General features: G+C 71.3%; 21 protein-coding genes, 2 pseudogenes and 1 riboswitch. Of the genes and pseudogenes, 10 read left to right on the top strand and 13 right to left on the bottom strand.

The window, feature by feature from the left end; genetic code table 11:
- Window positions 1–13 precede the first annotated feature (13 nt).
- The 3 genes and pseudogenes from C1729_RS03745 to C1729_RS03735 form a co-directional block, all read left to right on the top strand.
- Window positions 14–604, top strand: a pseudogene (locus C1729_RS03745) (RtcB family protein); the annotation flags it as partial.
- Window positions 605–670: 66 nt separating this feature from the next.
- Window positions 671–1,867 carry a tyrosine-type recombinase/integrase gene (locus C1729_RS03740; protein ID WP_102508750.1) on the top strand — a complete coding sequence of 399 codons (1,197 nt, stop codon included), beginning with the start codon at window positions 671–673 and terminating at the stop codon, window positions 1,865–1,867.
- Between the two features lie 98 nt (window positions 1,868–1,965).
- The gene (locus tag C1729_RS03735) at window positions 1,966–4,233 is read left to right on the top strand and encodes a tyrosine-type recombinase/integrase (protein WP_165375410.1); all 2,268 of its coding nucleotides are present in this window, start codon (window positions 1,966–1,968) and stop codon (window positions 4,231–4,233) included.
- A gap of 13 nt (window positions 4,234–4,246) precedes the next feature.
- Here the strand turns inward: C1729_RS03735 and C1729_RS03730 are convergent, their stop codons facing one another.
- Complete coding sequence (locus C1729_RS03730; RefSeq protein ID WP_102508745.1) at window positions 4,247–4,648, bottom strand: heavy metal-responsive transcriptional regulator; 402 nt, start codon at window positions 4,646–4,648, stop codon at window positions 4,247–4,249.
- A gap of 80 nt (window positions 4,649–4,728) precedes the next feature.
- On the opposite strand from C1729_RS03730, the gene merA reads away from it, so the two are divergent.
- Window positions 4,729–6,096, top strand: coding sequence for a mercury(II) reductase (gene merA / locus C1729_RS03725; protein ID WP_102508743.1), 1,368 nt, complete (start codon window positions 4,729–4,731; stop codon window positions 6,094–6,096).
- Window positions 6,097–6,133: 37 nt separating this feature from the next.
- Window positions 6,134–6,769, top strand: a pseudogene (locus C1729_RS03720) (RtcB family protein); the annotation flags it as partial.
- A 40-nt stretch (window positions 6,770–6,809) separates the two neighbouring features.
- Here the strand turns inward: C1729_RS03720 and C1729_RS03715 are convergent.
- From C1729_RS03715 to C1729_RS03695, 5 genes are all read right to left on the bottom strand, one after another.
- Window positions 6,810–8,312: a bifunctional hydroxymethylpyrimidine kinase/phosphomethylpyrimidine kinase gene (locus C1729_RS03715; protein WP_242493702.1), complete on the bottom strand. Its 1,503-nt coding sequence runs from the start codon at window positions 8,310–8,312 to the stop codon at window positions 6,810–6,812.
- Complete coding sequence (gene thiE / locus C1729_RS03710) at window positions 8,309–8,971, bottom strand: thiamine phosphate synthase (RefSeq protein WP_102508739.1); 663 nt, start codon at window positions 8,969–8,971, stop codon at window positions 8,309–8,311. The genes C1729_RS03715 and thiE overlap by 4 nt, the downstream gene beginning before the upstream one ends.
- The gene (gene thiM, locus C1729_RS03705; protein ID WP_102510495.1) at window positions 8,968–9,777 is read right to left on the bottom strand and encodes a hydroxyethylthiazole kinase; all 810 of its coding nucleotides are present in this window, start codon (window positions 9,775–9,777) and stop codon (window positions 8,968–8,970) included. The genes thiE and thiM overlap by 4 nt, the downstream gene beginning before the upstream one ends.
- Window positions 9,768–9,864: riboswitch (TPP riboswitch) on the bottom strand. (Overlaps the previous gene by 10 nt.)
- Before the next feature lie 126 nt (window positions 9,865–9,990).
- Window positions 9,991–11,106 (bottom strand): hypothetical protein, encoded by a 1,116-nt coding sequence (locus tag C1729_RS03700; protein ID WP_102508737.1) that lies wholly within the window; start codon window positions 11,104–11,106, stop codon window positions 9,991–9,993.
- A 4-nt stretch (window positions 11,107–11,110) separates the two neighbouring features.
- Entirely contained in the window at window positions 11,111–12,241 is a 1,131-nt protein-coding gene (locus C1729_RS03695; protein ID WP_102508735.1) for an SPFH domain-containing protein, read from the bottom strand.
- 193 nt (window positions 12,242–12,434) lie between these two features.
- Here C1729_RS03695 and C1729_RS03690 point away from each other — a divergent pair, with 193 nt between their 5' ends.
- The 4 genes from C1729_RS03690 to C1729_RS15175 all read left to right on the top strand — a co-directional run bounded on the left by C1729_RS03690 (window position 12,435) and on the right by C1729_RS15175 (window position 15,299).
- Complete coding sequence (locus C1729_RS03690; protein ID WP_102508733.1) at window positions 12,435–13,373, top strand: metal ABC transporter solute-binding protein, Zn/Mn family; 939 nt, start codon at window positions 12,435–12,437, stop codon at window positions 13,371–13,373.
- Window positions 13,370–14,122, top strand: coding sequence for a metal ABC transporter ATP-binding protein (locus tag C1729_RS03685; protein WP_102508731.1), 753 nt, complete (start codon window positions 13,370–13,372; stop codon window positions 14,120–14,122). Before C1729_RS03690 ends, C1729_RS03685 begins: the two co-directional genes overlap by 4 nt.
- Window positions 14,119–14,976, top strand: a complete 858-nt coding sequence (locus C1729_RS03680) for a metal ABC transporter permease (RefSeq protein WP_102508729.1) — start codon at window positions 14,119–14,121, stop codon at window positions 14,974–14,976. Before C1729_RS03685 ends, C1729_RS03680 begins: the two co-directional genes overlap by 4 nt.
- Window positions 14,977–15,167: 191 nt before the next feature.
- Window positions 15,168–15,299, top strand: a complete 132-nt coding sequence (locus tag C1729_RS15175) for a hypothetical protein (RefSeq protein ID WP_277985802.1) — start codon at window positions 15,168–15,170, stop codon at window positions 15,297–15,299.
- Between the two features lie 4 nt (window positions 15,300–15,303).
- Here C1729_RS15175 and C1729_RS03675 read toward each other — a convergent pair whose 3' ends face one another.
- The 5 genes from C1729_RS03675 to C1729_RS03650 all read right to left on the bottom strand — a co-directional run bounded on the left by C1729_RS03675 (window position 15,304) and on the right by C1729_RS03650 (window position 20,920).
- Window positions 15,304–15,519 (bottom strand): hypothetical protein, encoded by a 216-nt coding sequence (locus C1729_RS03675; protein WP_102508727.1) that lies wholly within the window; start codon window positions 15,517–15,519, stop codon window positions 15,304–15,306.
- Window positions 15,520–15,643: 124 nt separating this feature from the next.
- The gene (locus C1729_RS03670) at window positions 15,644–16,264 is read right to left on the bottom strand and encodes an FMN reductase (RefSeq protein WP_102508725.1); all 621 of its coding nucleotides are present in this window, start codon (window positions 16,262–16,264) and stop codon (window positions 15,644–15,646) included.
- Window positions 16,261–16,749 carry a MarR family winged helix-turn-helix transcriptional regulator gene (locus C1729_RS03665; RefSeq protein ID WP_102508723.1) on the bottom strand — a complete coding sequence of 163 codons (489 nt, stop codon included), beginning with the start codon at window positions 16,747–16,749 and terminating at the stop codon, window positions 16,261–16,263. The genes C1729_RS03670 and C1729_RS03665 overlap by 4 nt, the downstream gene beginning before the upstream one ends.
- Entirely contained in the window at window positions 16,746–17,894 is a 1,149-nt protein-coding gene (locus tag C1729_RS03660) for an LLM class flavin-dependent oxidoreductase (RefSeq protein ID WP_102510494.1), read from the bottom strand. Before C1729_RS03660 ends, C1729_RS03665 begins: the two co-directional genes overlap by 4 nt.
- Window positions 17,895–18,451: 557 nt before the next feature.
- Entirely contained in the window at window positions 18,452–20,920 is a 2,469-nt protein-coding gene (locus C1729_RS03650) for a glycogen/starch/alpha-glucan phosphorylase (protein WP_242493701.1), read from the bottom strand.
- A gap of 303 nt (window positions 20,921–21,223) precedes the next feature.
- On the opposite strand from C1729_RS03650, the gene C1729_RS03645 reads away from it, so the two are divergent.
- Window positions 21,224–21,577 carry a hypothetical protein gene (locus C1729_RS03645; RefSeq protein WP_129590660.1) on the top strand — a complete coding sequence of 118 codons (354 nt, stop codon included), beginning with the start codon at window positions 21,224–21,226 and terminating at the stop codon, window positions 21,575–21,577.
- On the opposite strand, the gene C1729_RS03640 is transcribed toward C1729_RS03645, so the two are convergent.
- Together C1729_RS03640 and C1729_RS03635 are read right to left on the bottom strand one after the other, a co-directional pair.
- The gene (locus C1729_RS03640) at window positions 21,552–22,133 is read right to left on the bottom strand and encodes a hypothetical protein (protein WP_102508715.1); all 582 of its coding nucleotides are present in this window, start codon (window positions 22,131–22,133) and stop codon (window positions 21,552–21,554) included. The genes C1729_RS03645 and C1729_RS03640 overlap by 26 nt on opposite strands.
- Window positions 22,130–23,431, bottom strand: coding sequence for a DUF58 domain-containing protein (locus C1729_RS03635; RefSeq protein ID WP_242493700.1), 1,302 nt, complete (start codon window positions 23,429–23,431; stop codon window positions 22,130–22,132). The genes C1729_RS03640 and C1729_RS03635 overlap by 4 nt, the downstream gene beginning before the upstream one ends.

Below are 23,431 nucleotides of genomic sequence, written 5' to 3'. Positions count from 1 at the left end.
GAAGGACCCACCCATGAACGAGTTCCCCGTGACGCTCTCCGGAGCGCGCGCACCCACCCTCATGTGGGCCCACGAGCACGACGTCGAGCCCGCCGCGCTCCAGCAGCTCCGCAACATCGCCGCCCTGCCGTGGGTCGCGGGCCTGCGCGTCATGCCCGACGTCCACCTCGGCAAGGGCGCGACCGTCGGCTCGGTCATCGCCATGCGCGACGCGGTCTCGCCCAACGCCGTCGGCGTCGACATCGGCTGCGGCATGATCGGCGTCCGCACGTCCCTCACCGCCTCCGACCTGCCCGACGACCTCGGCCCGCTGCGCGCCGCAATCGAGGCCGCCGTGCCCGTCGGCTGGAAGGGCCACGACGAGCCCGTCGACCTCGCCCGCCTGCGCCCCGTCTCCGACCGGGCGCACACCTCCGAGACGCTCCGCGGCGCCGACGCATTCTGGGACCGCTTCACCGGGCTCCACGGCCGTGTGAGCGACCTCGAGGGACGTGTGCGCCGCCCGCTCGGCACCCTCGGCGGCGGCAACCACTTCATCGAGCTGTGCGTCGACGAGACCGGGCAGGTGTGGCTCCAGCTCCACTCCGGTTCACGGAACATCGGCCCGTTATCCGGACCAACTCGGAGTGTCGCGGCCTGAGTTCTACGGCACGCAAGCCACGATCTGAGGATGGAGCCGACGCCGGAAGCTCACCGCGACTTGGGCATGCTCGCTCTGCCCTCGATCGGTCGTGTGTACACCGACACCGACCGGCACCCCTCCTCCACCGTCGTACTCCCCGACGACGACGCGACCGCAGCCTGTGTCGCCTACCTCATGGAGGTGCATGCGCGGCACCGGGCCTCGACGGTGCGCTCCTACGCGTTCGGGTTGCTGCGCTGGTTCCGGTTCCTCGCGGCGGTGGGTGTGGCTTGGGATCGTGCTACGCCGACGGACGCGCGGGACTTCGTCATCTGGATGCGACACACCACGAAGACAGGCGGCGCGAAGAACCCCAGCAAGCGCAACCCGCGGGTGAGCAGGAACGCCCAGACCGGCAAGCCGTACCTCGGCACGCAGTTCCGGCCGGCGACCATCAACCACAACGAGACCGTCGTCCATGAGTTCTACGAGTTCCACCGCCGCTCAGGTGCCATCCTGCTGAACCCGGTACTGCGAGGGTGCCCCGACGAGCGCGCAGGGGCTCACCACAACCCGCTCCAGGCCCGTCGGGGCGGGCGCCGCGCTGGGTCGAGACAGGCCGCCCCACGTCGCCTGCCCAGGTCCATGCCCGACGAGGCGTACGACCGGTTCTTCGAGGCGCTGCGCTCGGATCGTGACCGGGCTCTCGTGGCGATGTACGTGAGCAGCGGGGCCCGCCCGTCGGAGATCCTCGGCCTCCGCGTCGGGGACGTGGATGCCCCGAGGTGCCTGATCACGGTCGTCCGCAAGGGCGGGCTGGAGCAGACCATCCCGGTCTCCACCGAGGCCATCGCGTGGTTGCGCCGCTACGAGGAAGACCTCGGCTGGGGCGCTCCGGACGAACCGCTCTGGGTGACGCGCCGCGGCGTAGCACGCCCCCTGACCTACGACGCGTTGCGGGCGGTGTTCCGGCGCGCGAACGAGGTCCACGCCACGAACTGGACACCTCACGACCTCCGGCACACGGCAGCGACGCGGATGCTTCAAGGCGGGACCTCTCCGCGTGTGGTCCAGGAGATCCTGGGGCACGCCCACCTCCACACGCTCAGCGGCTACACGGTGCCCCGGCTCGAGGAGATGGTTGCCGCCGTGCGTGCGACCTCCCAGCCGCGCCCGGAGCCAGCGTTTATGTACGAGGAGTCCTACGACCCGTCCGACCTCGCGGTGCTGTTCGGAGGGCGGTGATGTGCGCGCCGTCCGTTGCGACGCGGTACGCCGCAAGGAGTGCGCCTGCGCCGGCCGTGCCACGCGTGGAAGACCCCCGTCGGCGCCTCCATGCGTACGTGACGGACGGCGACTGGCCGGCGGCGCGCCTCACCGCCAGCGAGGCACTGCGCACGGCCGGTCCGATCGCCGACGCACTGGACAAGTCCTGGCGCCGGCGCAGCGGCCTGGCCGCCTTGCTCACCCACCTCGCAAGCGCCGAGGGTGGCACGTGGCAGCAGCGCTGGGCCTCAGCCGGACGCGAGCAAGACCCGCACCTGTGGAAGCGAGTCAACCCCCGGGCGGATGAGCGCTCCTACGGCATGCACCTCGCGTTGGCCATGGACCTGATCCGTCCGAGCTACGCATGGTGCAAGGGCAACCAGTTCAAGACGTGGTCGCTGATCCTGCAGCTGCGCGACCCTGCGTCGTACGAGCGACTGCTCGCGACCTACGCGACACTGGGAACCTCGGCGCTCGACAACCAGGCCACGTCAGTCGTGCTCGCCCACATCGCGTGCCACACCGGCAAGTCCGTTGCGCAGATGAACGGCGCGGACGTCCTCGGCTACCAGGCAGCCCTCTACGAGATGCGTGCGACGGGCACGCGGGTGAAGGTCACCGGCCAGCACCACGCCTGGGACTGCCTGCGCGAGATGGGCCACCTCGACCACCCCTCGGACACGTTGCGCCTCGCCCTGCTGCGCAGTCGGCTCAGCCCCGCCGAGCTCGTCGCACGTCACGACCTACGACCTGGCCCCGTTCCCGACCTGCTGGTGCTCTACCTGTCGGCGAGAGAAGGCGCGCTGGACTACTCCACGCTGCGAGCGTTGAGCGACGTGCTGTGCCGGCTGTTCTGGCGCGACATCCAGGATCACTCGCCGGAGACCACGACGTTGGCGCTGAGGCCCGAGGTGGCGTCCCAGTGGAAGGCGAGGCTCGCAGTCAAAGCTGACGGCTCAGAGCGGCGCTCACGGTTCAACGTCATGCTGCAGGTCCGGGCGATGTACCTCGACATCGCCCAGTGGGCTCACCACGAGCCGGAGGTCTGGGCGCCCCATGTCGCCCCATCCCCGATCATCGAAGCCGACGTCGCGGGGTACGGCAAGCAGCAGAAGGAGAACAAGGCGCGCTCCCACCACCGTACGCGCGAGCGTGCCCCGGAGCTGCCTCGCCTACTGCGTGCTGTTGACGAGCGGCTCAAGCGGGTGGAGGGCTGGCTGGCAGCCGCATCGTCGCTCGCGTCGGGCGATGTGACCGACCACGAAGGCGTGCCCTGCCGTCGCATCGGTGCCAAGCACGTAGTGCTCCGGCCGATGACCGCACCCGCACGCTCGTCGGCCGCCGACATCAACCTGACCGCACTGGAGGACGAGGCGTTCTGGGCCTGGGCGACGGTGCACCTGCTGCACCAGACCGGCCTGCGCATCGAAGAGCTCCTCGAGCTGGACCAGTTCTCCATCCAGTCCTGGCGCAACCCCCAGTCCGGCGAGGTCGTGCCCCTGCTGCACGTGTACCCGTCAAAGTCCGGCTCCGAGCGACTCCTCGCCGCCTCCCCGGAACTGGTCCATGTCCTTGCCCGCATCATCACCCGCCTTCGCCAGCCGGACGGGACACTGCCGCTGACCAGCAGGTACGACAACCACGAGCACGTCGAGCAGACACCGGCACCACTGCTCTTCCAGCGCAAGCGCGCCCGGTACGCCGCGCTGAGCTACCAGTACATCTACAGCGTCCTGGACCGGGCGGGAGAGTGGGCCGGGCTCCGCAAGGCGAACGGCAAGCCGCTGACGATCCGGCCCCACGACCTGCGTCGGATCTTCGCGACGGACGCTCAGAACAGCGGCGTCCCCGTGCACGTCATCGCTGCGATCCTCGGCCACGAGTCGGTCGAGACGACCTCGATCTACGCCGCGGTCTACCCCAAGGACGTCATCAACGCCCACCGCCAGTTCATCGCCCACCGCCGAGCCGTTCGACCTGGCGCGGACCAACGCGACATCACCGAAGACGAGTGGGACGCGTTCCAACGACACTTCGTCGAGCGCAAGCTCAGCCTCGGTACGTGTGGCCGCGCCTGGGGATCCGCCTGCGAACACGAGCACGCATGCGTAAGGTGCAGCCTGCTGCGTCCCGACCCCTCGGAGCTTCCCCGGTTCCAGGAGATCCGTGACAACCTCCGTGAGCGCATCGCAGAGGCGCGGGACCGTGGATGGCTCGGCGAGGTCGAGGGCCTGACGGTGACCCTCCAGGCCACCGTCGAGAAGATCGAGCGGATGGAACGGCTGGACGGGGCCGGAGCCGGCCCGACCTTCCTGGGACTCCCCGGCCCCCGCCTCAAGCCCTGAGGAACGCGCAGCTCTACACAGGGTCACCGATGGCGCTGCACACCGCGCCCTCGTCGCACGCCGCCGGATCCAGATCGGCGGCACGGTCACGCAGCGTGAGCACCTGCTCGCGAAGGGTCGTCAGCTCGGCGATCCGTTCCTCCAGCTCGGCTGCCCGTCGAGCCAGGAGGGCTGTCACGTGCGCGCACGGTGCGCCGGAGCTGTCGCGGACCACGATGACCTGCGCGATCTCCGACAGGGTCAGCCCGGCCGCCTGTGCTGCCCGCACGAACGCGAGTCGTTCGACGGCGCGGTCGTCGTACTCCCGGTAGCCCGACGGAAGGCGGTCCGGTTCGGGCAGTACCCCGGCCGTCTCGTAGAAGCGGATCGCCTTGGTGCTCAGACCCGCGACTGCAGCCAACTCCCCGATGCGCACACTCCACAGTACCTCTTGACCTTCCACTGCACTGGAACCCCTACCGTCCGAAGCAGGAGAGCAACCGCAGAGGAGCGGACATGAACCAGTACGACCTGATCGTGATCGGCAGCGGTGGGGCCGCGATGGCCGCAGGCATCGAAGCGAGGTCCCGCGGCAAGTCGGTCCTCCTCGTCGAGCACGGTCCCCTCGGAGGTACGTGCCTGAACGTCGGGTGCGTGCCGAGCAAGAACTTGCTGGCCGCCGCTGGGCAGCTGCACCGCGCCGCCACGACGCCCTTCGCTGGCGTGTCGACCACCCACGGCCGGGTCGACATGGAGCTTCTCCTGGCCCAGAAGCGGGAACTCATCGACCACCTGCGGCAGGCCAAGTACGCCAGCGTGGCCGAGGCGCACGGGTTCCCCGTGTTGTACGGGCACGCGCGGTTCCGCGACGAACTCACGCTGGAGGTCGAGGGCGAGACGTTCAAGGCGTCTGCGTACGTCGTGGCGACAGGCGCAGCGCCGAACATCCCGGACCTGCCAGGCATCGCTGACAACGACTACCTGACGTCCACCAGCGCGATGGACCAGGACCACCTCCCTGTGTCCATGGTCGTCATCGGCGCTGGCTACGTGGGTCTCGAACAGGCCCAGCTCTGGTCGCGACTCGGCGTCAAGGTGACTCTCATCGGACGGTTCGCACCGCGTGCGGAGCCGGAGGCCGCAGACGTACTCAGGGGCACGTTCGCCGATGAGGGCATCACGGTTCTCGAGGAACGCGCCACGCAGGTAGCCCGCAACCCCGCAGGTGTCCTGGTCACCACCCACAGCGGCGCACAGGTTGTCGCCACCACGATGCTGATCGCAACCGGGCGCTCAGCCAACACCAGCGCCCTCGGCCTCGAGGCGGCTGGCGTGGAGACCGACGCGCGAGGCTTCATCCGGGTCGACCACCAGCAGCGGACCACGAACCCTCGGATCTTCGCCGCCGGAGACGTGTCCGGCTCGCCGCAGTACGTGTACGTCGCCGCCCAGACAGGGCACGTCGCCGCGGCTGGCGCGCTGGGCAAGCCAGCCAGCGTGGACTACCGCGGGCTTCCCGGAGTCGTCTTCACCACCCCGCAGCTGGCCAGCGCGGGACTGACCGAAGCGGAAGCCCTGGAGGTCGGACACAGGTGCGCCTGCCGAGTGCTCGACGCTCGCGACATCCCCCGCGCGCTGGTCAACCGGGAGGACCGAGGCGTCTTGAAGCTCGTCATCGACGCGGACACTGGCAAGGTTCTGGGCGTGCATGCAGCGCTCGACGGCGCTGGGGACGTCATGCTCGCGGCGACCTACGCGATCAAGTTCGGCCTCACGGTCGACGACCTCGCCGACACGTGGGCGCCCTACCTGACGATGGCCGAGTCCCTGCGCATCGCGGCCGGCCTGTTCCGCTCAGCGCTCCCCACGAGCTGCTGCGCCTGACTCCGACCGGCCGCCCGAGCACCGGTAGTCCGGAGAAGGCAAGACCCTCGCCGAGCAGCACGTCGCGATCGCCAAGCGACTGCCGCACAACGACGGGCCCGTCGACCGCGACCTCGCCGTCTTCCTCGGCGGCACACCCGAGATGGACGCATACCTCACCGACCTGCGCTGGGCCCAGGAGTACGCGGCACGCTCGCGTGCCGTCATGATGGCGCTCGTCGTCGACGTCCTCCGCACGCACCTCGCTGCTGCCGCGCCGACGTTCGACGAGGCCGTCAACGTCCACCACAACTACGTCGCGACCGAGACCGTCGACGGCACCGAGCTCGTCGTCACCCGCAAGGGAGCGATCCGCGCCGGCACGGGCGAGCTCGGCCTCATCCCCGGGTCGATGGGCACCGGCTCGTACGTCGTCCGCGGACTCGGCAACCCCGCCTCGTACTGGTCAGCGTCCCACGGCGCGGGGCGCCGCATGTCGCGGACGGCCGCGCGCAAGCGGTTCACGGCTTCCGACCTCGCGGCACAGACCGCGGGCGTCGAGTGCCGCAACGACGAGGGAGTCGTCGACGAGATCCCCGGCGCGTACAAGGACCTCGACGCGGTCGTCGCCGCCCAGTCGGACCTCGTCGAGGTCGTCGCCCGGCTCACGACCCTTCTGTGCGTCAAGGGCTGACCCCGTCGGCCGCCGACCCCGCCCGGGGCGGCGGCCGACGTCAGACGCGCACGCGTTCCGGCGCCGGGCGCGCGAGGACGGGCGCCGCGAAGAAGTCCCGCTCGTGCTGCGCGGACCGGCGGAACGCCTCGAGCATGGCCTCGCGCTCCGCCGGGCCCGCCGAGGCGGCGAGCGTCGTGACGATCTCGATCGCCCGGTCCGTCGACGCCCGGAACGCCGGGTCCCCGTACGTTTCGATCCACCGCGCGTACGGGTGCGACGGGCCGAGCCCGGCGAGCAGCCGCTCGCCCAGGTCGACGTACATCCAGAAGCACGGCAGCAGCCCTGCGACGAGCGGCCCGTAGTCTCCCCGCGCGGCGAGCCCGAGCAGATGGTCGACGTACGCGATCGTCGTCGGGGCCGGCCGGGCGTCGAAGAGCTGCACCCCACCGAGCCAGGAGGCGTGCAGCTCGACCTCGGCCGCGATCGCGCCGTGCGCCGACCTCGCCCAGAACGCCTGCTCGTCGGGCGTCGGCGCGAGGGCGCTCGCGTGCGCGAGCACACGCGCATAGTCACGCAGGTACAACGCGTCCTGCGCGAGGTACCAGAGAAAAGCGTCCTCGTAGAGGGAACCGTCGGCGAGCGCGGAGACGAACGGCAACGCGTCGGTCTCGGCGCGCACCACCGCGATCTCGTCCCACCACTCGGCGGCGACACGTGCCGCCGTCGTCCGTGGGGCCGCCGTGCGCCACAGCGACGCGAGATGGGAGACGGGCCCGTGCCCCCGACCGACGTCGAGCAGGTCTGCTGCTTCGAGCGACTCCGTGAGCCACGCGCGCGCCTCGGCGAGCGCGGGCACCCACGCGCCATGGTGCGCGTGCAGCGTCGCAAGAGCGGCCGACAACGAGCACCCGGTGCCGTGCGTGCACCGCGTGCGCACGCGCGGTCCCTCGACGACGTCGACGACGCCCGTCGCGTCAACGAGGGCGTCGCGGACGACGTCCCCCGGGAAGTGCCCGCCCTTGACGAGCACCGTCACCCCGCTGCGCACGCTGAGCCGGCGGCCCTGGTCGAGCGCCTCCTCCCACGTCGCAGCGACGGGCTCGCCGAGGAGCACCGCGAGCTCGGGCCGGTTGGGCGTCACGAGGTCGACGTTCGCGAGGAGCGACCTCACGGCGTCCTCAGCATCGGGCTCGAGCAGCCGGTCGCCGCTCGTCGCGACCATGACGGGGTCGAGGACGACGACTGGCGGGCGGACGCGCACGAGCCAGGCGGCGACCTCGGCGGCGGCCGTGACGGACCCCAGCATGCCGATCTTCACGGCGTCGATCGTCACGTCGTCGCTCACGGCGTCGAGCTGCGTCGTGAGGAACCCGGCCGGAGGGGTGTGGACGTCGCGGACTCCCTGCGTGTTCTGCGCGACGAGGGCCGTGACGACGCCCATCCCGTAGCCACCGTGCGCGGCGATCGACTTGAGGTCGGCGTGGAGTCCGGCACCTCCTGTCGGGTCGGTGCCGGCGATCGTGAGGACGCGTGGCACGGTACCGCGCCCGGGCGCGGTCACGCGGCCGCCCCCGTCCGCGCGGCCGCAGCGAACGCCTGCGCGGTCGCGGCGGGATCGGCTGCTGCGCAGATTGCCGACGCAACCGCGACGCCCGCGAGCCCGCCCGCGCGCAGCGGCGCGACGTCGTCGAGACGGATGCCACCGATCGCGACCGCGGGCACGCCGACGGATGCGGCCTGGCGGACGATGCCGTTGATGCCGAGCGGAGCGGGGGCGTCGGGCTTCGTCGCGGTCGCCCGCACGGTGCCGATGCCGACGTAGTCGACGCGCGCGGCGGACGCCGCGGCAGCCATGAGGTGCGCGTCGGTCGAGGCCGTGACGCCGATGACGACGTCCGGGCCGACGAGCGCGCGCACGTCGATGAGCGGCAGGTCGGACTGCCCGACGTGGACCCCCGCGAGACCTGGGACGCGGCGCCTCGCGGCGCAGAACACGTCGACGCGGTCGTTGACGAGGAGCGCGACGTGCGGCGGGACGACGCGCGCTAGGGCGAGCGTGAGCTCGAGCAGCTCGCGCGCAGACGCCCGCTTGTCCCGCACCTGGACGGCCGTGATGCCGCCCGCGGCAGCCGCGTGGACCGTCGCGACGAGGTCGCGTCCAGCGCGGCCCGCCGCGTCGGCGTCGGTGACGAGGTAGACCGACAGGTCGAAGGGCCTCACGCGAACCTCACCGCCTCCGCGAGCGTCGGTGCGTCGAGCAGCGCGAGCTCGTCGAGCAGACGCACCGCGAACGAGCCGGGACCCGTCGCAGCCTGGGCAGCGCGCTCGGCCGCGACCGTGTAGGCGCCGCACGCGGCGACCGTCGCCTCGAGCGTGTCGTCGTGGACGCCGACGAACGCGGCGACGATGCCGCCGAGCGCGCAGCCGCCGCCAGTCATGTGGGTGAGGAGCGGGTGGCCGTTCGCGACCCGCACCACCGTCGTGCGGTCGGTGACGAGGTCGACAGGTCCGGACACCGCGACGACGCCGCCCGTGCGCGCCGCGACGGCGCGCGCTGCGTCGAGGCTGTCCTCGACATCATGCGTCGCGTCGACGCCACGGCCACCGCCGTCCGTCCCGGCGAGCGCACGGATCTCGGAGGCGTTGCCGCGGACGACCGTCGGACGCAGCTCGAGAAGCTGCGCGGCGAGGGTGGTCCGGAGTGCGAGCGGACCGACGGCGACAGGGTCGAGCACCCAGGGGCGCTCGAGCGTGTCGCACGCGCGGGCCGCCTCGAGCATGCCGGCGCGCTGCTCGGCACCGGGCGTGCCGAGGTTGACGTAGACGGCGTCGGCGACGCCCGCGAGCGTCCCGGCCTCGCCTGGCAGGTCCGCCATCGCGGGCGCGGCTCCGAGGGCGAGGAGCGTGTTGGCGACGAGGTTGACGGTGACCGTGTTGGTGAGGCACTGGACGAGGGGCCCGGCGGCGCGGACCTCCTCGAGTGCACGTGGGACGGCTGTGAGCAGGGTCGACGGCGCACGAAGCATCGTGACATCCCTTCGCTAGTACGAGCTAGATCAGGTTCGACGGGTGTGATCTCAGCCCCCGCGAAAGGGGCACCCCGTGTCAGTGCGTCCGAGAGTAGCAGCGGTGTCCGAAAAGTGGATCGGCGGTCTCAAGCGCTGAACCCCCGGCAACGAGGAGGAGCCGTGCACCCCGGACGGGGTGCACGGCTCCTCCGAGCGTGCGCGAGGCTCGCGTCAGGTGCGCGTGCGCGAGTAGAGATACAACGCGAGAACGAGGAGCACGAGGCCGCCGACGACGGTGAGCGCAACCTTCACCGCGCTCACCGGGTGCTTGCCCGTGACCTTGCCCGTCGACGCGTTGATGACGACCTGCCACTGCTTGCCCGCGTACATGTACGTCGCGATCCAGAAGGGCATGAGAACAAGCTTGAACATCACGGCCGCGTACGCGGTGCGGATCTGCGAGATGCGCTGGCGGTCCCCGCCGATGGCCCGTTCGACGTCGTCCCGGATGACACCGGCCATGACCTGCTTGGCGGTCTCGAGCCCGCGCGGCGGATCCACGTCGTAGCGCACGGTCGAGAACCCTGCGACGTACTCGGCCCGGTAGGGCTGGGCCTTCGCGAGGTCCGCGCTCCCGGCGCCGCGCGCCTCCTTGGGGGTGAGCTGGGCCGAGCCGGGGACGACGATGTCGTCGAAGCTGCGACGGACGGTGCCGGACCGGTGCGACCAGCGGGTGCGGGTCTCCGTGCGGTCGTCGTCGACCTTCACCGTGTAGTCGTCACCGCGCTGGCCCTCGTACTCGCTCGTCGTGCGGGCGTCGAAGGTCCAGTACGGCAGATAGGTGCCGCGGAGCGACTCCTCGGCGTCGACGTCCTTGAGCGCGCGCGGGCCGAAGAAGCGCGAGGTCACCCACTTCGTGAACGCGGCGCGCGCCGCGGCCTGGTCGAGTGCGAACGGGACGACCGCCTCGGGCGGGATGACACCCTCGGTCGGGGTGATGCCGACGAGGTGTCCACCGCAGAACTGGCATGCGGTCGAGATCGCGGTCGACTCGGTCGTCGCACCGCAGCCCTCGCACCGCAGCACGTGGCCACCGAGGCTCGCGACGGCGCGGCCGGCGTTGATCGCGGCCCAGGCCTCGTAGTCGTGCTCGTCGACGCTCGCATCCGGGTCGTGGGCGATCTCGGCGAAGTAGCCGCACATGAGGCAGCGCATCGAGGAGGTGCCTGCGGCAAAGCCGAGCTGCGAGCCACAGCCGGGGCAGCGGGTCGCGAGGAGCGCGGCGTCCTCCGCCGACGCTGACGCTGTGTCCTCGGGTTGCGGCGGGAACGGGGGAGGCATGCTCATCGGCTCAGGCTCCCGGGGTCGCGGGCGGCAGGGGCGGCGGCACGGCGCCGAAGAGCGACGCGAGCGCGGGAACCGAGCCGGCTGCGGTCCACGCGGCCATGCCGTCCTGCCACACGAGCGTCTCCCGGGTCAAGGAGCCCGAGGCTGCAAGGCTGCCGAGCTCGGCGAGCGACGTCGGGCCTGACTGGGCGCCACCCGTCGCGTGGAACCAGGGCGCGCCAGCCCCGGGCAGCGGCGGGGGAGCGGCTGCCGCCGGCGCGGCGGGCGCGGCAGGGGCCTGGCTGCCTGCCAGCGTCTGCGCCATTTGCTGGCCGACGGCGAGCCCGAGGCCCATCGTCATGCCCTCGCCCCCGCCGCCGGGGTTCCCGGCGGCGGTCTCGATCGCGTTGGCCGCCTGGAACTGCGTGTACTGCTGCATGTTGCCGAGGACGGCCATCTGGGTCTTCTTGTCGAGGGCGGCCTCGACCTCGGGCGGGAACGAGATGTTCTCGATGACGAAGCGAGTGATGGCGACGCCGTACTCGGCGAGGCTCGTCGTGAGCTCGGTCGCGAGCCGGCCGGCGATGACGTTCTGGTTGGCGGCAAGGTCGAGCGCGGCGACCTGCGCGTGGGCGAGCGCGGGGCCGAGGGCCCCGACGATGTTCTGCCGGAAGAACTCGCCGATCTCCTCGGTGCGGAAGTTCGGGTCGGTGCCGACGAGCTGGCGCAGGAGCGCGGCCGCGTCGGTCACCTGGAGCGAGTAGGTGCCGAATCCGCGCAGGCGGACGGCGCCGAACTCGGGGTCGCGCAGCATGACGGGGTTCTGCGTGCCCCACTTGAAGTCGGTGAACTGGCGGGTCGTGACGAAGTAGACCTCGGCCTTCCACGGCGAGTTGAAGCCGTGCTTCCAGCCCTTGAGGGTCGAGAGGATCGGCAGGTTCTGCGTCGACAGGGTGTAGGTGCCCGGGCCGAAGACGTCCGCGAGCCGACCCTCGTTGACGAAGACGGCGACCTGGCCCTCGCGGACGACGAGCTTCGCCTCGTTCTTGATCTCGTTGCCCTGGCGCGGGAAGCGCCAGACAATCGTGTCCCGCGAGCTGTCGAGGAACTCGATGATGTCGATGAGCTGCCCGCGCAGCTTGTCCATGAAGCTCATGATCTCTCCGTCTCCCCCTGGGGCGGCGACCGGGTCGCCGAGCGACCTGGTCGGTCGCGCCATCGCCGATGGTACACAGCAGGGCTCGGTCTTACCTGCGAACGGTGATCCTTTGGTCACAGAAGCGTTCGTGCTCGCACCCGTGGCGTCCGCCGGGCTTGAAGTTCGGATTCCCGAAATCTAGGTTGTGGGTATGGCTCACGTTCGACTCCCGCGCTGTGCGACAGCGCGTGTCGCAGCGGCAGCTCTCGTCGCGGCCGCGCTCCTGTCCGCGTGCGGCATGCCGGGAGAAGCAGAGGCCGACGACCCGCGTCCGCTCGTCCTCACGACGTTCACCGTCGTCGCCGACATCGCGCGCAACGTCGCCGGGGGGGACCTGCGCGTCGCGTCCATCACGAAGGTCGGCGCCGAGATCCATGGCTACGACCCGACGCCCGGCGACCTCCGACGCGCCGCCGGCGCGGACCTCGTCCTCGACAACGGGCTCGGCCTCGAGGCGTGGTTCGCGCGCTTCGTCGACGGCCTCGACGTCCCACGCGTCACCCTCTCCGACGGCATCGCGACGATCCCGATCGCCCGGGGTGAGGCCGAGGGGCGCCCCAACCCGCACGCGTGGATGAGCCCGACCGCAGGCGCGTCGTACGCACGCCGCGCGGCCGAGGCGTTCGCCGAGCTCGACCCTGACCGCGCCGACGCCTACCGCGAGCGCGCCGAGACGTACGCAGCCCGGCTCGGGACGCTGAGGGACGAGCTCGTCGCGCGGCTCGCGACCGTCCCGCCCGCAGCCCGTGCGCTCGTCACGTGCGAGGGGGCGTTCTCCTACCTCGCTGCCGACGTCGGGCTCGAGGAACGTTACCTGTGGGCGGTCAACGCCGAGCAGCAGGCGACCCCGCAGCAGGTCGCCGAGGTCGAGACGTTCGTCCGCGAGCGCGGGGTCGCGGCGGTGTTCTGCGAGTCGACAGTCAACCCGTCGCCCATGCAGCGGGTCGCGGAGTCGACCGGTGCCCGCTTCGTCGGTCCGCTCTACGTCGACTCGCTCTCGGCGTCCGACGGGTCCGTGCCCACGTACCTCGACCTGCTGCGCCACGACGTCGACCTCATCGTCGCCGGTCTCTCGGGAGGAGCCCCATGACCTCGGCACCGCTCACGCCCGCAGCCCTCGAGGTGCGCGGGCTCACCGTCGTCCGAGGGGAGGCCCGAGCGCTCACGGACGTCGACCTCACGGTCGCACCGGGCCGGGTCACGGCTCTCGTGGGGCCCAACGGCTCGGGGAAGTCGACGCTCTTCGCGGCCGTGACGGGCGGCGTCGACGTGACGTCGGGCACCGTGACGGTCGGGGGGACGGACGCCGCTGCGGCACGCAGGCGCCGGGAGATCGCGTTCGTCGGTCAGGACGACACGGTCGACCGGCAGTTCCCGCTCACGGTCGCCGACGTCGTCGCCCAGGGACGCCCCGCCCCCCGCGGGCTGCTCGGACGGCGGACGGCCGCCGACCGGGCAGCGGTCGCCGAGGCCCTCGCACGGGTGGGCCTCGCGGATCTCGCCCGGCGGCCGATCGGCGCGCTCTCGGGCGGGCAGCGCCGCCGCGTCCTCGTGGCGCGTGCACTCGTCCAGGAGGCTGGCCTACTGCTCCTCGACGAGCCCCTCGCAGGCGTCGACGTTGCGTCGGCCGAGCTCCTCGTCGACATCGTGCGCGCTCGCGCCGACGAGGGCGCAGGGGTGCTCGTCTCGACGCACGACCTCGCGGGCGTCACCGACCTCGCCGACGACGTCGTGCTTCTCGCGGGCAGGGTCGTCGCTGCGGGACCCGTCGCGTCGACGCTCACGCCGGCCGCGCTCGCCGAGGCCTTCGGGCTCCGCACCGGGGACGCGCGGCGATGACGTTCCTCGAGCTGATCCTCGACCCGCTGTCGCACGAGTTCATGGTGCGTGCGCTCGCCGTCATCTCGGTGTCGAGCGCGGTGAGCGCGCTGCTGTCGTGCTGGCTCGTACTCGTCGGCTGGTCGCTCATGGGCGATGCCGTCTCGCACGCGGTCCTACCGGGGGTTGTGCTCGCGTACATCCTCGGGCTGCCGTTCGCCGTCGGTGCGGTCGCCTTCGCGCTCGGCGCGGTCGTCCTCGTCGCGGCGGTCCGCGCGACGGGCCGCACGAAGGAGGACGCCGCGATCGGCATCGTCTTCACGACACTCTTCGCCCTCGGCCTCGTCCTCGTCTCGGTGACGCCGAGCCAGACGGACCTCATGCACGTCGTCTTCGGCAACGTCCTCGGGGTGTCGCGTGCCGAGCTCGTCCAGGTTGCCGCGCTCGCCGTGGTCGTCATGATCGTCGCTCTGACGCGTCGCCACGATCTCACGGCGTTCGCGTTCGATCCGGTGCAGCTGCGGGTGCTGGGGCGTTCACCCGGCCGGGTGGGGGCGCTGCTCCTCGTGCTGCTCGCGCTCACGGCCGTCACGGCGATCCAGTCCGTCGGGGTCGTTCTCGTCGTCGCGATGCTCGTCATCCCGGGGGCGACGGCGCACCTCCTCAGCGACCGTCTGGCACGGATGCTCGTCGTCGCCCCTGCGGTGGCGGTCGCTTGCGGGGTCGTCGGGGTATACGTGTCGTACTACGCCGACCTGGCGACCGGGGCGACGGTGGTGCTCGCCCAGGGGTTGGCCTACCTCCTCGCGGTGCTGCTGGCGCCGGGCCGCGGTGTCCTCGCGCGCGCGAGGAGGTGGGCGCGAACCGCGGCGTGAGCCGCCGTGCGCGGCGCGTGCACGTGGTGCGAGCACCCGTGCCCGGTGGGGTGCGAGCATACGTGCACCGTGGAGTCCCACCACCCTGCCGCGCGGGTCCTTCACCTTGACGTCACTGGCGCTGCGCGCCCTCCCGATGGCACCAGGGTCGGGCCCAGACCGAGTCCGGCACTGACCTGACAGGACACGACATGGCACTCAGGAGCAGAAGAGCACTGGCGATCGCCATTGCCTCGGCTCTCGCGCTCGGACCTCGCGCCTCTGGTACGACGACGGCGGCGGTCCCGGATCTCCCCGGGCCCGCCGCCGTCGTCGTGACGTGAGGCCTCAGTCCCTGCGGATGCCGACGGCGAGCCCGACGGCGAGGCACGAGCCGAGCAGCCCGCCCGAGAAGAGCAGCGCGCTGTGCTGCGCGATGCCCTCGCCCATCGCCCACATCCCGGCGACGAAGATCGCCATGACGACGACGAAGATGAGGGCGTTCACGGCGACCGGGCGGTCGTCGAGGTTCGCCTCGGTGGGCTCGGTGCTAAACGTGTCCATCGCTCCTCCAACGGCTCTGGGTGGCGCGTGCGCGCCCTGAAGGGATCCTATCCAGGTTCCCTCGGGTGCGGACCGGTGTGCGCGCCCGGCACCGCGGGTGCTGTTGCGTGACGGGTCGGTTCCGTCAGCGGCCGAGCTGCTCCGCGAACGGCACGACGTCTCCGAAGGGGTCGTCCTCGGCGGCGCCGGCGTAGTGCTCGACCTTCGTCGCGAGCTCGCTGCCTGCCCGGTCGATCCGCGACTGCAGCCGGCCCGCCGAGTCGTACGTGCTGCCGTTCGCCCCCCAGTCGTCGGTCGCGGCGAACACCGCGGTGCCGACGACGTCCGCACGGAGGTAGCTGAAGAGCGGACGCAGCGCGTGCTCGAGCGCGAGCGAGTGCCGGGGCGTTCCCGCGGTGGCGCCGAGCAGGACGGGGACGCCTCGCAGCGCGTCGGGGTCGACGACGTCCATGAACGACTTGAAGAGCCCGGAGTACGAGCCCGAGAAGATCGGTGTGACGGCGACGAGCCCGTCGGCGGTGCGGACCTTCTCGAGGACGTCGGCGAGCCGGGGCGGCGCGAACCCGGTGAGGAGCATGTCGGTGACGTCGCGTGCGAGGTCGCGGAGCTCGACGACCTCGGTCGTGTGCGCCACGCCGCGCTCGTCGAGCGCGGCAGAGGTTGCCGCGAGCAGGCGGTCGGCGAGCAGCCGCGACGACGAGGGCTGGGAGAGGCCTGCGCTGAGGGCGACGAGGTGGCGGGTCATGAGGGTTCCTTCGTGCTGGTCGTGCGGGCAACCGCGGGCAGGGACGCGACATGGTTGCGGAGGCGGTCGGTGAGCTCGGTGAGCGTCGTGAGCTCGTCGGCGCTGAGCGCACTTCCGAGCGCTGCGTCGATCGAGGCGACGTGCCGGCGCCCGACGCGCCGCTGGAGCGCGCGCCCGGCGTCGGTGAGGACGACACGTGTGCCGCGGAGGTCGTCGGCGACGGCCCGACGGGCGACCAGTCCGCGTGAGACGAGTCGGTCGACGAGCCGTGAGAGCGAGGGCTGCGAGAGCAGCACGTCGGTGTTGAGCTCCTTGAGCCGGAGTCCGTCAGCGGGCCCGCGGGAGAGCGTGAAGAGCACGTCGTACTCCTTCATCGTGAGCTCTTCCCAGACGTCGTCGGCGGCGAGGTGCCGGACGACGGCGACCTGGGCCCGGAAGAGCGATTCCCAGGCCGTCGCGCGCGCCATGGCGTGGGCGGACATCATCGTGCGTCGGTCGCCGGCGAGGCGCCCGTGACGTCGTCGGCGTCGGCGTAGACGGTCGAGTCGTGGCCGCCTCCCGTGGCGGCAACGCGGCTCGCGTGGGTGGGTGCGTCCGGCACGTCGGCAGGGCGGCCGATCGCCATCTCCTTGCGGAGCACGGGGACGACCTCCTCGCCGAGGAGGTCGAGCTGCTCGAGGACGGTCGTGAGGGGGAGGCCGGCGTGGTCGATGAGGAAGAGCTGGCGCTGGTAGTCGCCGACGTGGTCGCGCATCGCCGCGTAGCGGTCGATGACCTCCTGCGGCGAGCCGATCGTCAGGGGCGTCTGCTCCGAGAAGTCCTCCATCGACGGGCCGTGACCGTAGACGGGCGCGTTGTCGAAGTAGGGGCGGAACTCGCGCTTGGCGTCCTGGGAGTTCTTGCGCATGAACACTTGGCCGCCGAGGCCGACGATCGCCTGGTGGGCCTTGCCGTGCCCGTAGTGCTCGAAGCGTCGGCGGTAGAGCTGGACCATCTGCTTGGTGTGGCTCATCGGCCAGAAGATGTTGTTGTGGAAGAAGCCGTCACCGTAGTACGCGGCCTGCTCGGCGATCTCGGGGGTGCGGATCGAGCCGTGCCAGACGAACGGCGGCACGCCGTCGAGCGGACGGGGCACGGAGGTAAAGCCCTGGAGCGGCGTGCGGAAGCGTCCGGACCAGTCGACGACGTCCTTGCGCCACAGCTCGTGGAGGAGGGCGTAGTTCTCGACGGCGAGCTCGACGCCCTGACGGATGTCCTTGCCGAACCACGGGTAGACGGGTCCGGTGTTGCCGCGGCCCATCATGAGGTCCGTGCGGCCGTCGGCGAGGTGCTGGAGGTACGCGTAGTCCTCGGCGAGGCGGACGGGGTCGTTCGTCGTGATGAGCGTCGTCGAGGTCGAGAGGATGATCCGCTCGGTCTGTGCGGCGACGTGGGCGAGGAGGACGGTGGGGTTGGCGGGGGCGGCGAAGGGCGGGTTGTGGTGCTCGCCGGTCGCGAAGACGTCGAGCCCGACCTCCTCGGCCTTCTTCGCGATCGTGACGGTCGCCTTGATGCGTTCGTGCTCGGTGGGGGTACGGCCGGTCGTGGGGTCGGTCGTCACGTCGCCGACGGTGAAGATCCCGAACTGCATCATCGTGTCCTCCTGCTGCGGCCGGTCGGGCCTGTCGAAAGTTCATGCATCTGCATCTACTTTACCCTTCAACTAAGAGGGGTGTCGACGTGTTCCCGCGATGGAGTGGCGTGCGTCACTGGGCGCACATCGCTGGAGTGCGTATTCCCGGGGCCTGCCTCGGTCTTTGGAGTGGCGCCGGGGAACTGGGTGCCGGGAATGCCCTACGGCATCGTGCTCGACATGTCGCGCACGACATGCGCAGCGCCGGCCGACCTCACGGCCTTCGTGAGGCTGCGCGACGAGACCTGCCGACTCCCGGGGTGCAGACGGCGCGCGGAACGCTGCGACATCGACCCCGTCACGGCGTCGTCGGACGGCGGGACGACGTGCGCGGCCAACCTCACGCACCTCAGCCGCCACCACCGCCTGCTCAAGCACGCGACAGGCTGGTCGGTCACCGTCGCCGACGTCGGTCCGCAGTCGCAGCAGATGCGGTACGTGAGAACGAACGAGCCCTGCCCTCCCGGAGGAGAGCAGGGCTCGTCGGTCTGCGCAGACCGAGCGGATCGGCTTCGTCAGGCGATCGGTGCCGCCGGCGCGTGCCAGATGCGGTCCAGGTAGTCCTGGATCGACCTGTCCGACGTGAAGAAGCCGGTGCGTGCGACGTTGAGGATCGCGGACCGGGTCCACGCGTCCTCGTCGCGGTATGCGACCTCGACCCGGTCCTGGGTGTCGACGTAGGACCGGTAGTCCGCAAGCACCATGAAGCGGTCCTTGTAGAGCAGGTCGGAGATGACGAACTCGAACGCCGTGCGGTCGCCGTCGGAGAACAGCCCCGAGGAGATGAGGTCGATCGCGCCACGGAGGCCGGCGTCGACCTCGTAGAACGACGTCGGGTTGTAGCCCCGGTCCTCGAGCGCCTGCACCGCAGGCTCGTCCATGCCGAAGAGGAAGAAGTTCTCGTCGCCGACGAGCTGGCGGATCTCGACGTTGGCGCCGTCGTCCGTCCCGATCGTCAGGGCGCCGTTGAGCGCGAACTTCATGTTGCCCGTGCCCGACGCCTCCTTGCCCGCGAGCGAGATCTGCTCCGAGAGGTCGGCCGCCGGGATGAGTCGCTCCGCAAGGGTGACGTTGTAGTTCGCCGGGAACGCGATCCGCAGACGACCCTCGAGCTCGGGGGCGTTGTTGACGACCGCGGCCACCCGGTTGATGAGGTGGATGATCTCCTTGGCCATCTTGTAGCCGGGAGCGGCCTTGGCACCGAAGACAACGACGCGCGGCTGCAGGTCGGACGCCTTGACCTCGCCCTTGAGGACGCGGTCGTAGAGCGTGACGACGTGGAGCAGCTTGAGCATCTGACGCTTGTACTCGTGCAGGCGCTTGACCATGACGTCGTAGAGAGCGTCGGCCGGGAGCTCGATGCCGTCACGCTGCGCGAGCAGCTCGACGAAACGCTCCTTGTTGGCCTGCTTGATCGCGCGGAACTCGGCGCGGAATGACGCGTCGTCCGCGAACGGCTCGAGCTTGGCGAGCTGCGCGAGGTCGTTCGTCCAACCCGTGCCGATCGCCTCGTCGAGGAGCCCAGCGAGGCCCGGGTTCGACAGGCGCATGAAGCGACGGGGCGTGACACCGTTCGTGACGTTCGTGAACTTCTCCGGCCACAGGGCCGAGAAGTCGTCGAGCACCTTGTCTGCGAGGAGCTGCGAGTGCAAGGCTGCGACGCCGTTGACCTTCGTCGAGCCGACCGTCGCGAGGAACGCCATGCGCACGGCGCGCTCCGGCCGCTCCTGGATGATCGACATGCGGCGCACGCGGAGCTCGTCGCCCGGGTACGTCTCGCGCACCAGGCCGAGGAAGTCCTCGTTGATCCGGTAGATGATCTCGAGGTGGCGCGGCAGCAGGCGGCCGAGCAGGTCGACCGACCAGACCTCGAGCGCCTCGGGCAGGAGCGTGTGGCACGTGTAGTTGAACGTGCGACGCGTGATGTCCCACGCCTCGTCCCAGCCGAGACCGCGCTCGTCGAGGAGGATGCGCATGAGCTCCGGAACGCCGATGACCGGGTGGGTGTCGTTGAGCTGGAAGACGACCCGCTCCGGGAGGGACGCGAGGTCGTCGTCACGCAGCACCGTGTCGAGGTAGTCGCGCAGCGACGCGGCGACGAAGAAGTACTGCTGCTTGAGGCGCAGCTCCTTGCCCTGGGGCGTCGAGTCCTCCGGGTAGAGGACCTTCGAGATGTTCTCGGCGACCGTCTGGCGACGGACGGCGGACTCGTAGTCGCCCGAGTTGAAGATCTGCAGGTCGAAGGCGTCGGTCGCCTTGGCCGACCACAGTCGCAGCGTGTTGACGTTGCGGGTCTCGAAGCCGGGGACCATGTAGTTGTACGGGACGGCGAGAACCTGCTCGGCGGGGACCCAACGGGTCCGGTGGGCGCCGGTCTCGTCCGTGTACTGCTCGGTGTGGCCACCAAAGTTCACGGTGACCGAGTTCTCGGGCTGCGCGAGCTCCCAGGGGGATCCCTTGGCGAGCCAGCGGTCGGGCTGCTCGACCTGGCGCCCGTCGACGAACGTCTGGCGGAAGATGCCGTACTCGTAGCGGATGCCGTAGCCGATCGCGGGGATCGACTTCGCGGCGAGGGAGTCGATGAAGCACGCGGCGAGGCGGCCGAGGCCGCCGTTGCCGAGCCCGGGCTCGGTCTCGTACGCCGTGAGCTCGTCGAGGTCGAGCTCGAGCTCGGCAAGAGCCGTGCGCGCGACCTCCGTGAGGGCGGTGGACAGGAGTGCGTTCTCGAGCTGCGGTCCCATGAGGAACTCGGCGGACAGGTAGGCGACGGTCTTCGCCTTGGCTGCGCGGTGCGAGGCCTGCGTGGCGATCCAGCCGTCGACCATGGCCGAGCGGACGGTCCGCGCGAGTGCCTGGTACAGGTCCTCCGTGCGGGCGTCGACTAGGTCGACGCCCTGCTCGTAACGGAGCTGACGGCAGAACTCGCTCTTGAACGACTCCACGGTCGTGGGGGAGGAGATGAACCTCTCGGTGTTCTCAGTCACGGGTTGCAGGCTACCCGTCGGAGGCTCCAGTTGCCATGACCTTGGGCCCTCGCGTTGCAACGCGCACGCCCCCTGCCGCGGGCACGGCCTGCCGCCGCGGCGGTGCGGATGCCGCGCCTGCCGCGAGAACGTGCGGTTCCGCTGCGCCGAGACCGCGCCGCCGCGCGAGAGGTGACGCTGCAACGCACTCGCGATGTTGCAGAAACGTTGCAGAAACATGGGATGACAGAGGTGCGCCCTTCCAGAGGGTTCCACCCGAATCTACGATGACCCTACGGCCTCGACGACGAGGGGGTGCAGGCCATGCTCATCGCACTGGCATCGTGCGTGGTCGCCATCGCCAGCATCACGCTCGTCGTCAGCACCGCACGCCGGCGTGACTCCAGGCCCGAACCGGATCCCTTCCGCGCGCTCGACCTCCAGATGCGCCTCTCGAGGCTGGCCGCCGAGGTGCGCCGGATCGACGGGGACCGCACGATGCTCGCTCGCGCCCACCACTTGCGCGTCGCGCTCGAGGCCTACGACGCCCTCCTCTCGGAGGCGTGCATGCTCGCTGACGGTGCCGCGCGCGAGGTCGCGCCCCCGGGGACGGCGACGCCCGACACCGTCCGCCTCGACCGCGAACTCCTGCTCAGCGCGCGCGGCTGGAACTGGTGAGCCGTACCGCTACGGCGCCGAGCCCGACGACGCCGATGGCGCCCAGGACTCCGAGCCACCCCGGCAGGTCCGTGTCGACGAGCGCGAGGAGCGCGACGAGAGGGACGACGACGCAGCCGACGAGCACCGTCGACCGGAGAGCCCGCCCGACGAGCCGCACGTCCACCCCGACGTCCCGGAGGTCGGAACGTGAGGCGGCGTCCGCGAGGAGCGACAGGTGGACGGCTGCCGGCAGCAGCAGTGCGAGCGCAGCCGAACGCAGCCCCGGGTCACCCGCCGCGAGCGCGCCGCCCACGATCGTCACCCCGACGAGCACGGCCCACGTCCCGCCCGGGACGAGGGCGCTCACGAGCAGGGGGCCGAGGATGAACCACGTGATGACCGCCGGACCCAGAAGGGCGTACGCCCCGGCGACGAGCAACACCGCGACGACACGCAGCACGAGCAGCGGCACGGTGCGCACGCCCTCGAGCCGGACGCGCGGCGGACGCCCCGGGCCGTCGGGGCCGAACAGCGTGTGCCGCGCGCGCGCGACCCACGAGGGGCGGGTGATCATCGCCGACCTCCGGGACGGACGCGTGACATCATGCGGAGCCGCTGCTCCGGGGTCGGGCCGGGCACGTCCCGTGCGGGCGCAGACCAGTCGACGAGCGTGATCCCTGCCGCCGCGAGGCGTTCGAGACGCAACGCGCGCTCGAGGCGCATGACACGCCACGCGAGACCCGACGCGCCGTCGGGCAGGACACCGCCCACGGGCGGGAGCACATCGACCGCCCAGACCTCGTGACCCCGCGCGAGCCACACGAGCGCGGCCTCGGCCGCGTCGTCGTCGAGGAACGTCGACAGCAGCACGACGGTCGCCCCGGCCTGGAGCGCGGGCGCGCGCGTGCGGCCGACGCTCCCGTGGTCGGGCCGCGCGAGCGCGAGCGCGTGGAGGATCCGCCGCAGGTGCCGCTCGCCCGCACCGGGTCGCAGCTGTGCCCTGCTGCGCCCGAGGTCGACGAGCCCCACGCGGTCACCGCGGCGCAGGTACGCGGTCGCGAGCGAGGCCGCCGCGGACCGCGCGAGGTCGAGCGAGCCCGGGCGGTCCGGCCGCGGCTCGCCGACGCCCGTCCAGGCCGCGATGTCCTGCGCCATGTCATCGCGGGAGTCGAGCACGACGACGACGTGGGCCTCGGACGTCGCGTGAGTGCGACGGACGTAGATCTCGTCGAGCTCGGGCGACCGGCGCGCAGTGGCACGCCAGTCGATGCCGCGCATCCGGTCTCCCGGCGCGAACGGGTGCACGTCGCGCAGGTCGCCCCCGGACCCAGGACGGCGCGAACCGTGCGGGCCCGAGAGACCGCGGAGCCGTTGCGGGACCGGCACCTCCTCGAGCCGTCGCGCGACCGGGAGCACGATCGCGTCCGTCGGTGCGACGTCCTCGAGCAACGCGACGGAGTCGAGCCCGTCGGACCAGGCGATGCCGTGCGCGGCGAATCCGGGAACCCGCCCGGTGCGTGCGAGCGGGAGCGTCGCGGTGAGCGTCCGGTCCCCGTCGACGGCGACGAGCACGCCGACCGGGTCTGCGCCCGGGCTCGCGACCCGGACGAGCACCGTCGCGGGGGCGTCCGACGTGAGCGTCACGGGGGCGACGAGGCGCCGGTCGCCCGTGTCGTCCCGTGTCGTCGGCGTCCCCACAGCGAGGGAGACGTCGAGGAGGTCCCGTCGTGCGACGAGAAGCCCGCCCGCGAGGGCGGCACCGACGAGCACGACGTCCGCACGGCTCAGCAGCAGCCCGGCGACGCACAGGACGAGACCAGGCCCGAGCCGAGCGACGGCTCCGGTCGCGCGACGGGCTCCACGGACCGTCAC

Source organism: Sanguibacter massiliensis, from assembly GCF_900240335.1.
In the GTDB taxonomy this organism is placed as follows: domain Bacteria; phylum Actinomycetota; class Actinomycetes; order Actinomycetales; family Cellulomonadaceae; genus Flavimobilis; species Flavimobilis massiliensis.
The sequence above is the reverse complement of the archived record's forward strand: the minus strand, read 5'-3'. Positions and strand labels throughout refer to the sequence as shown.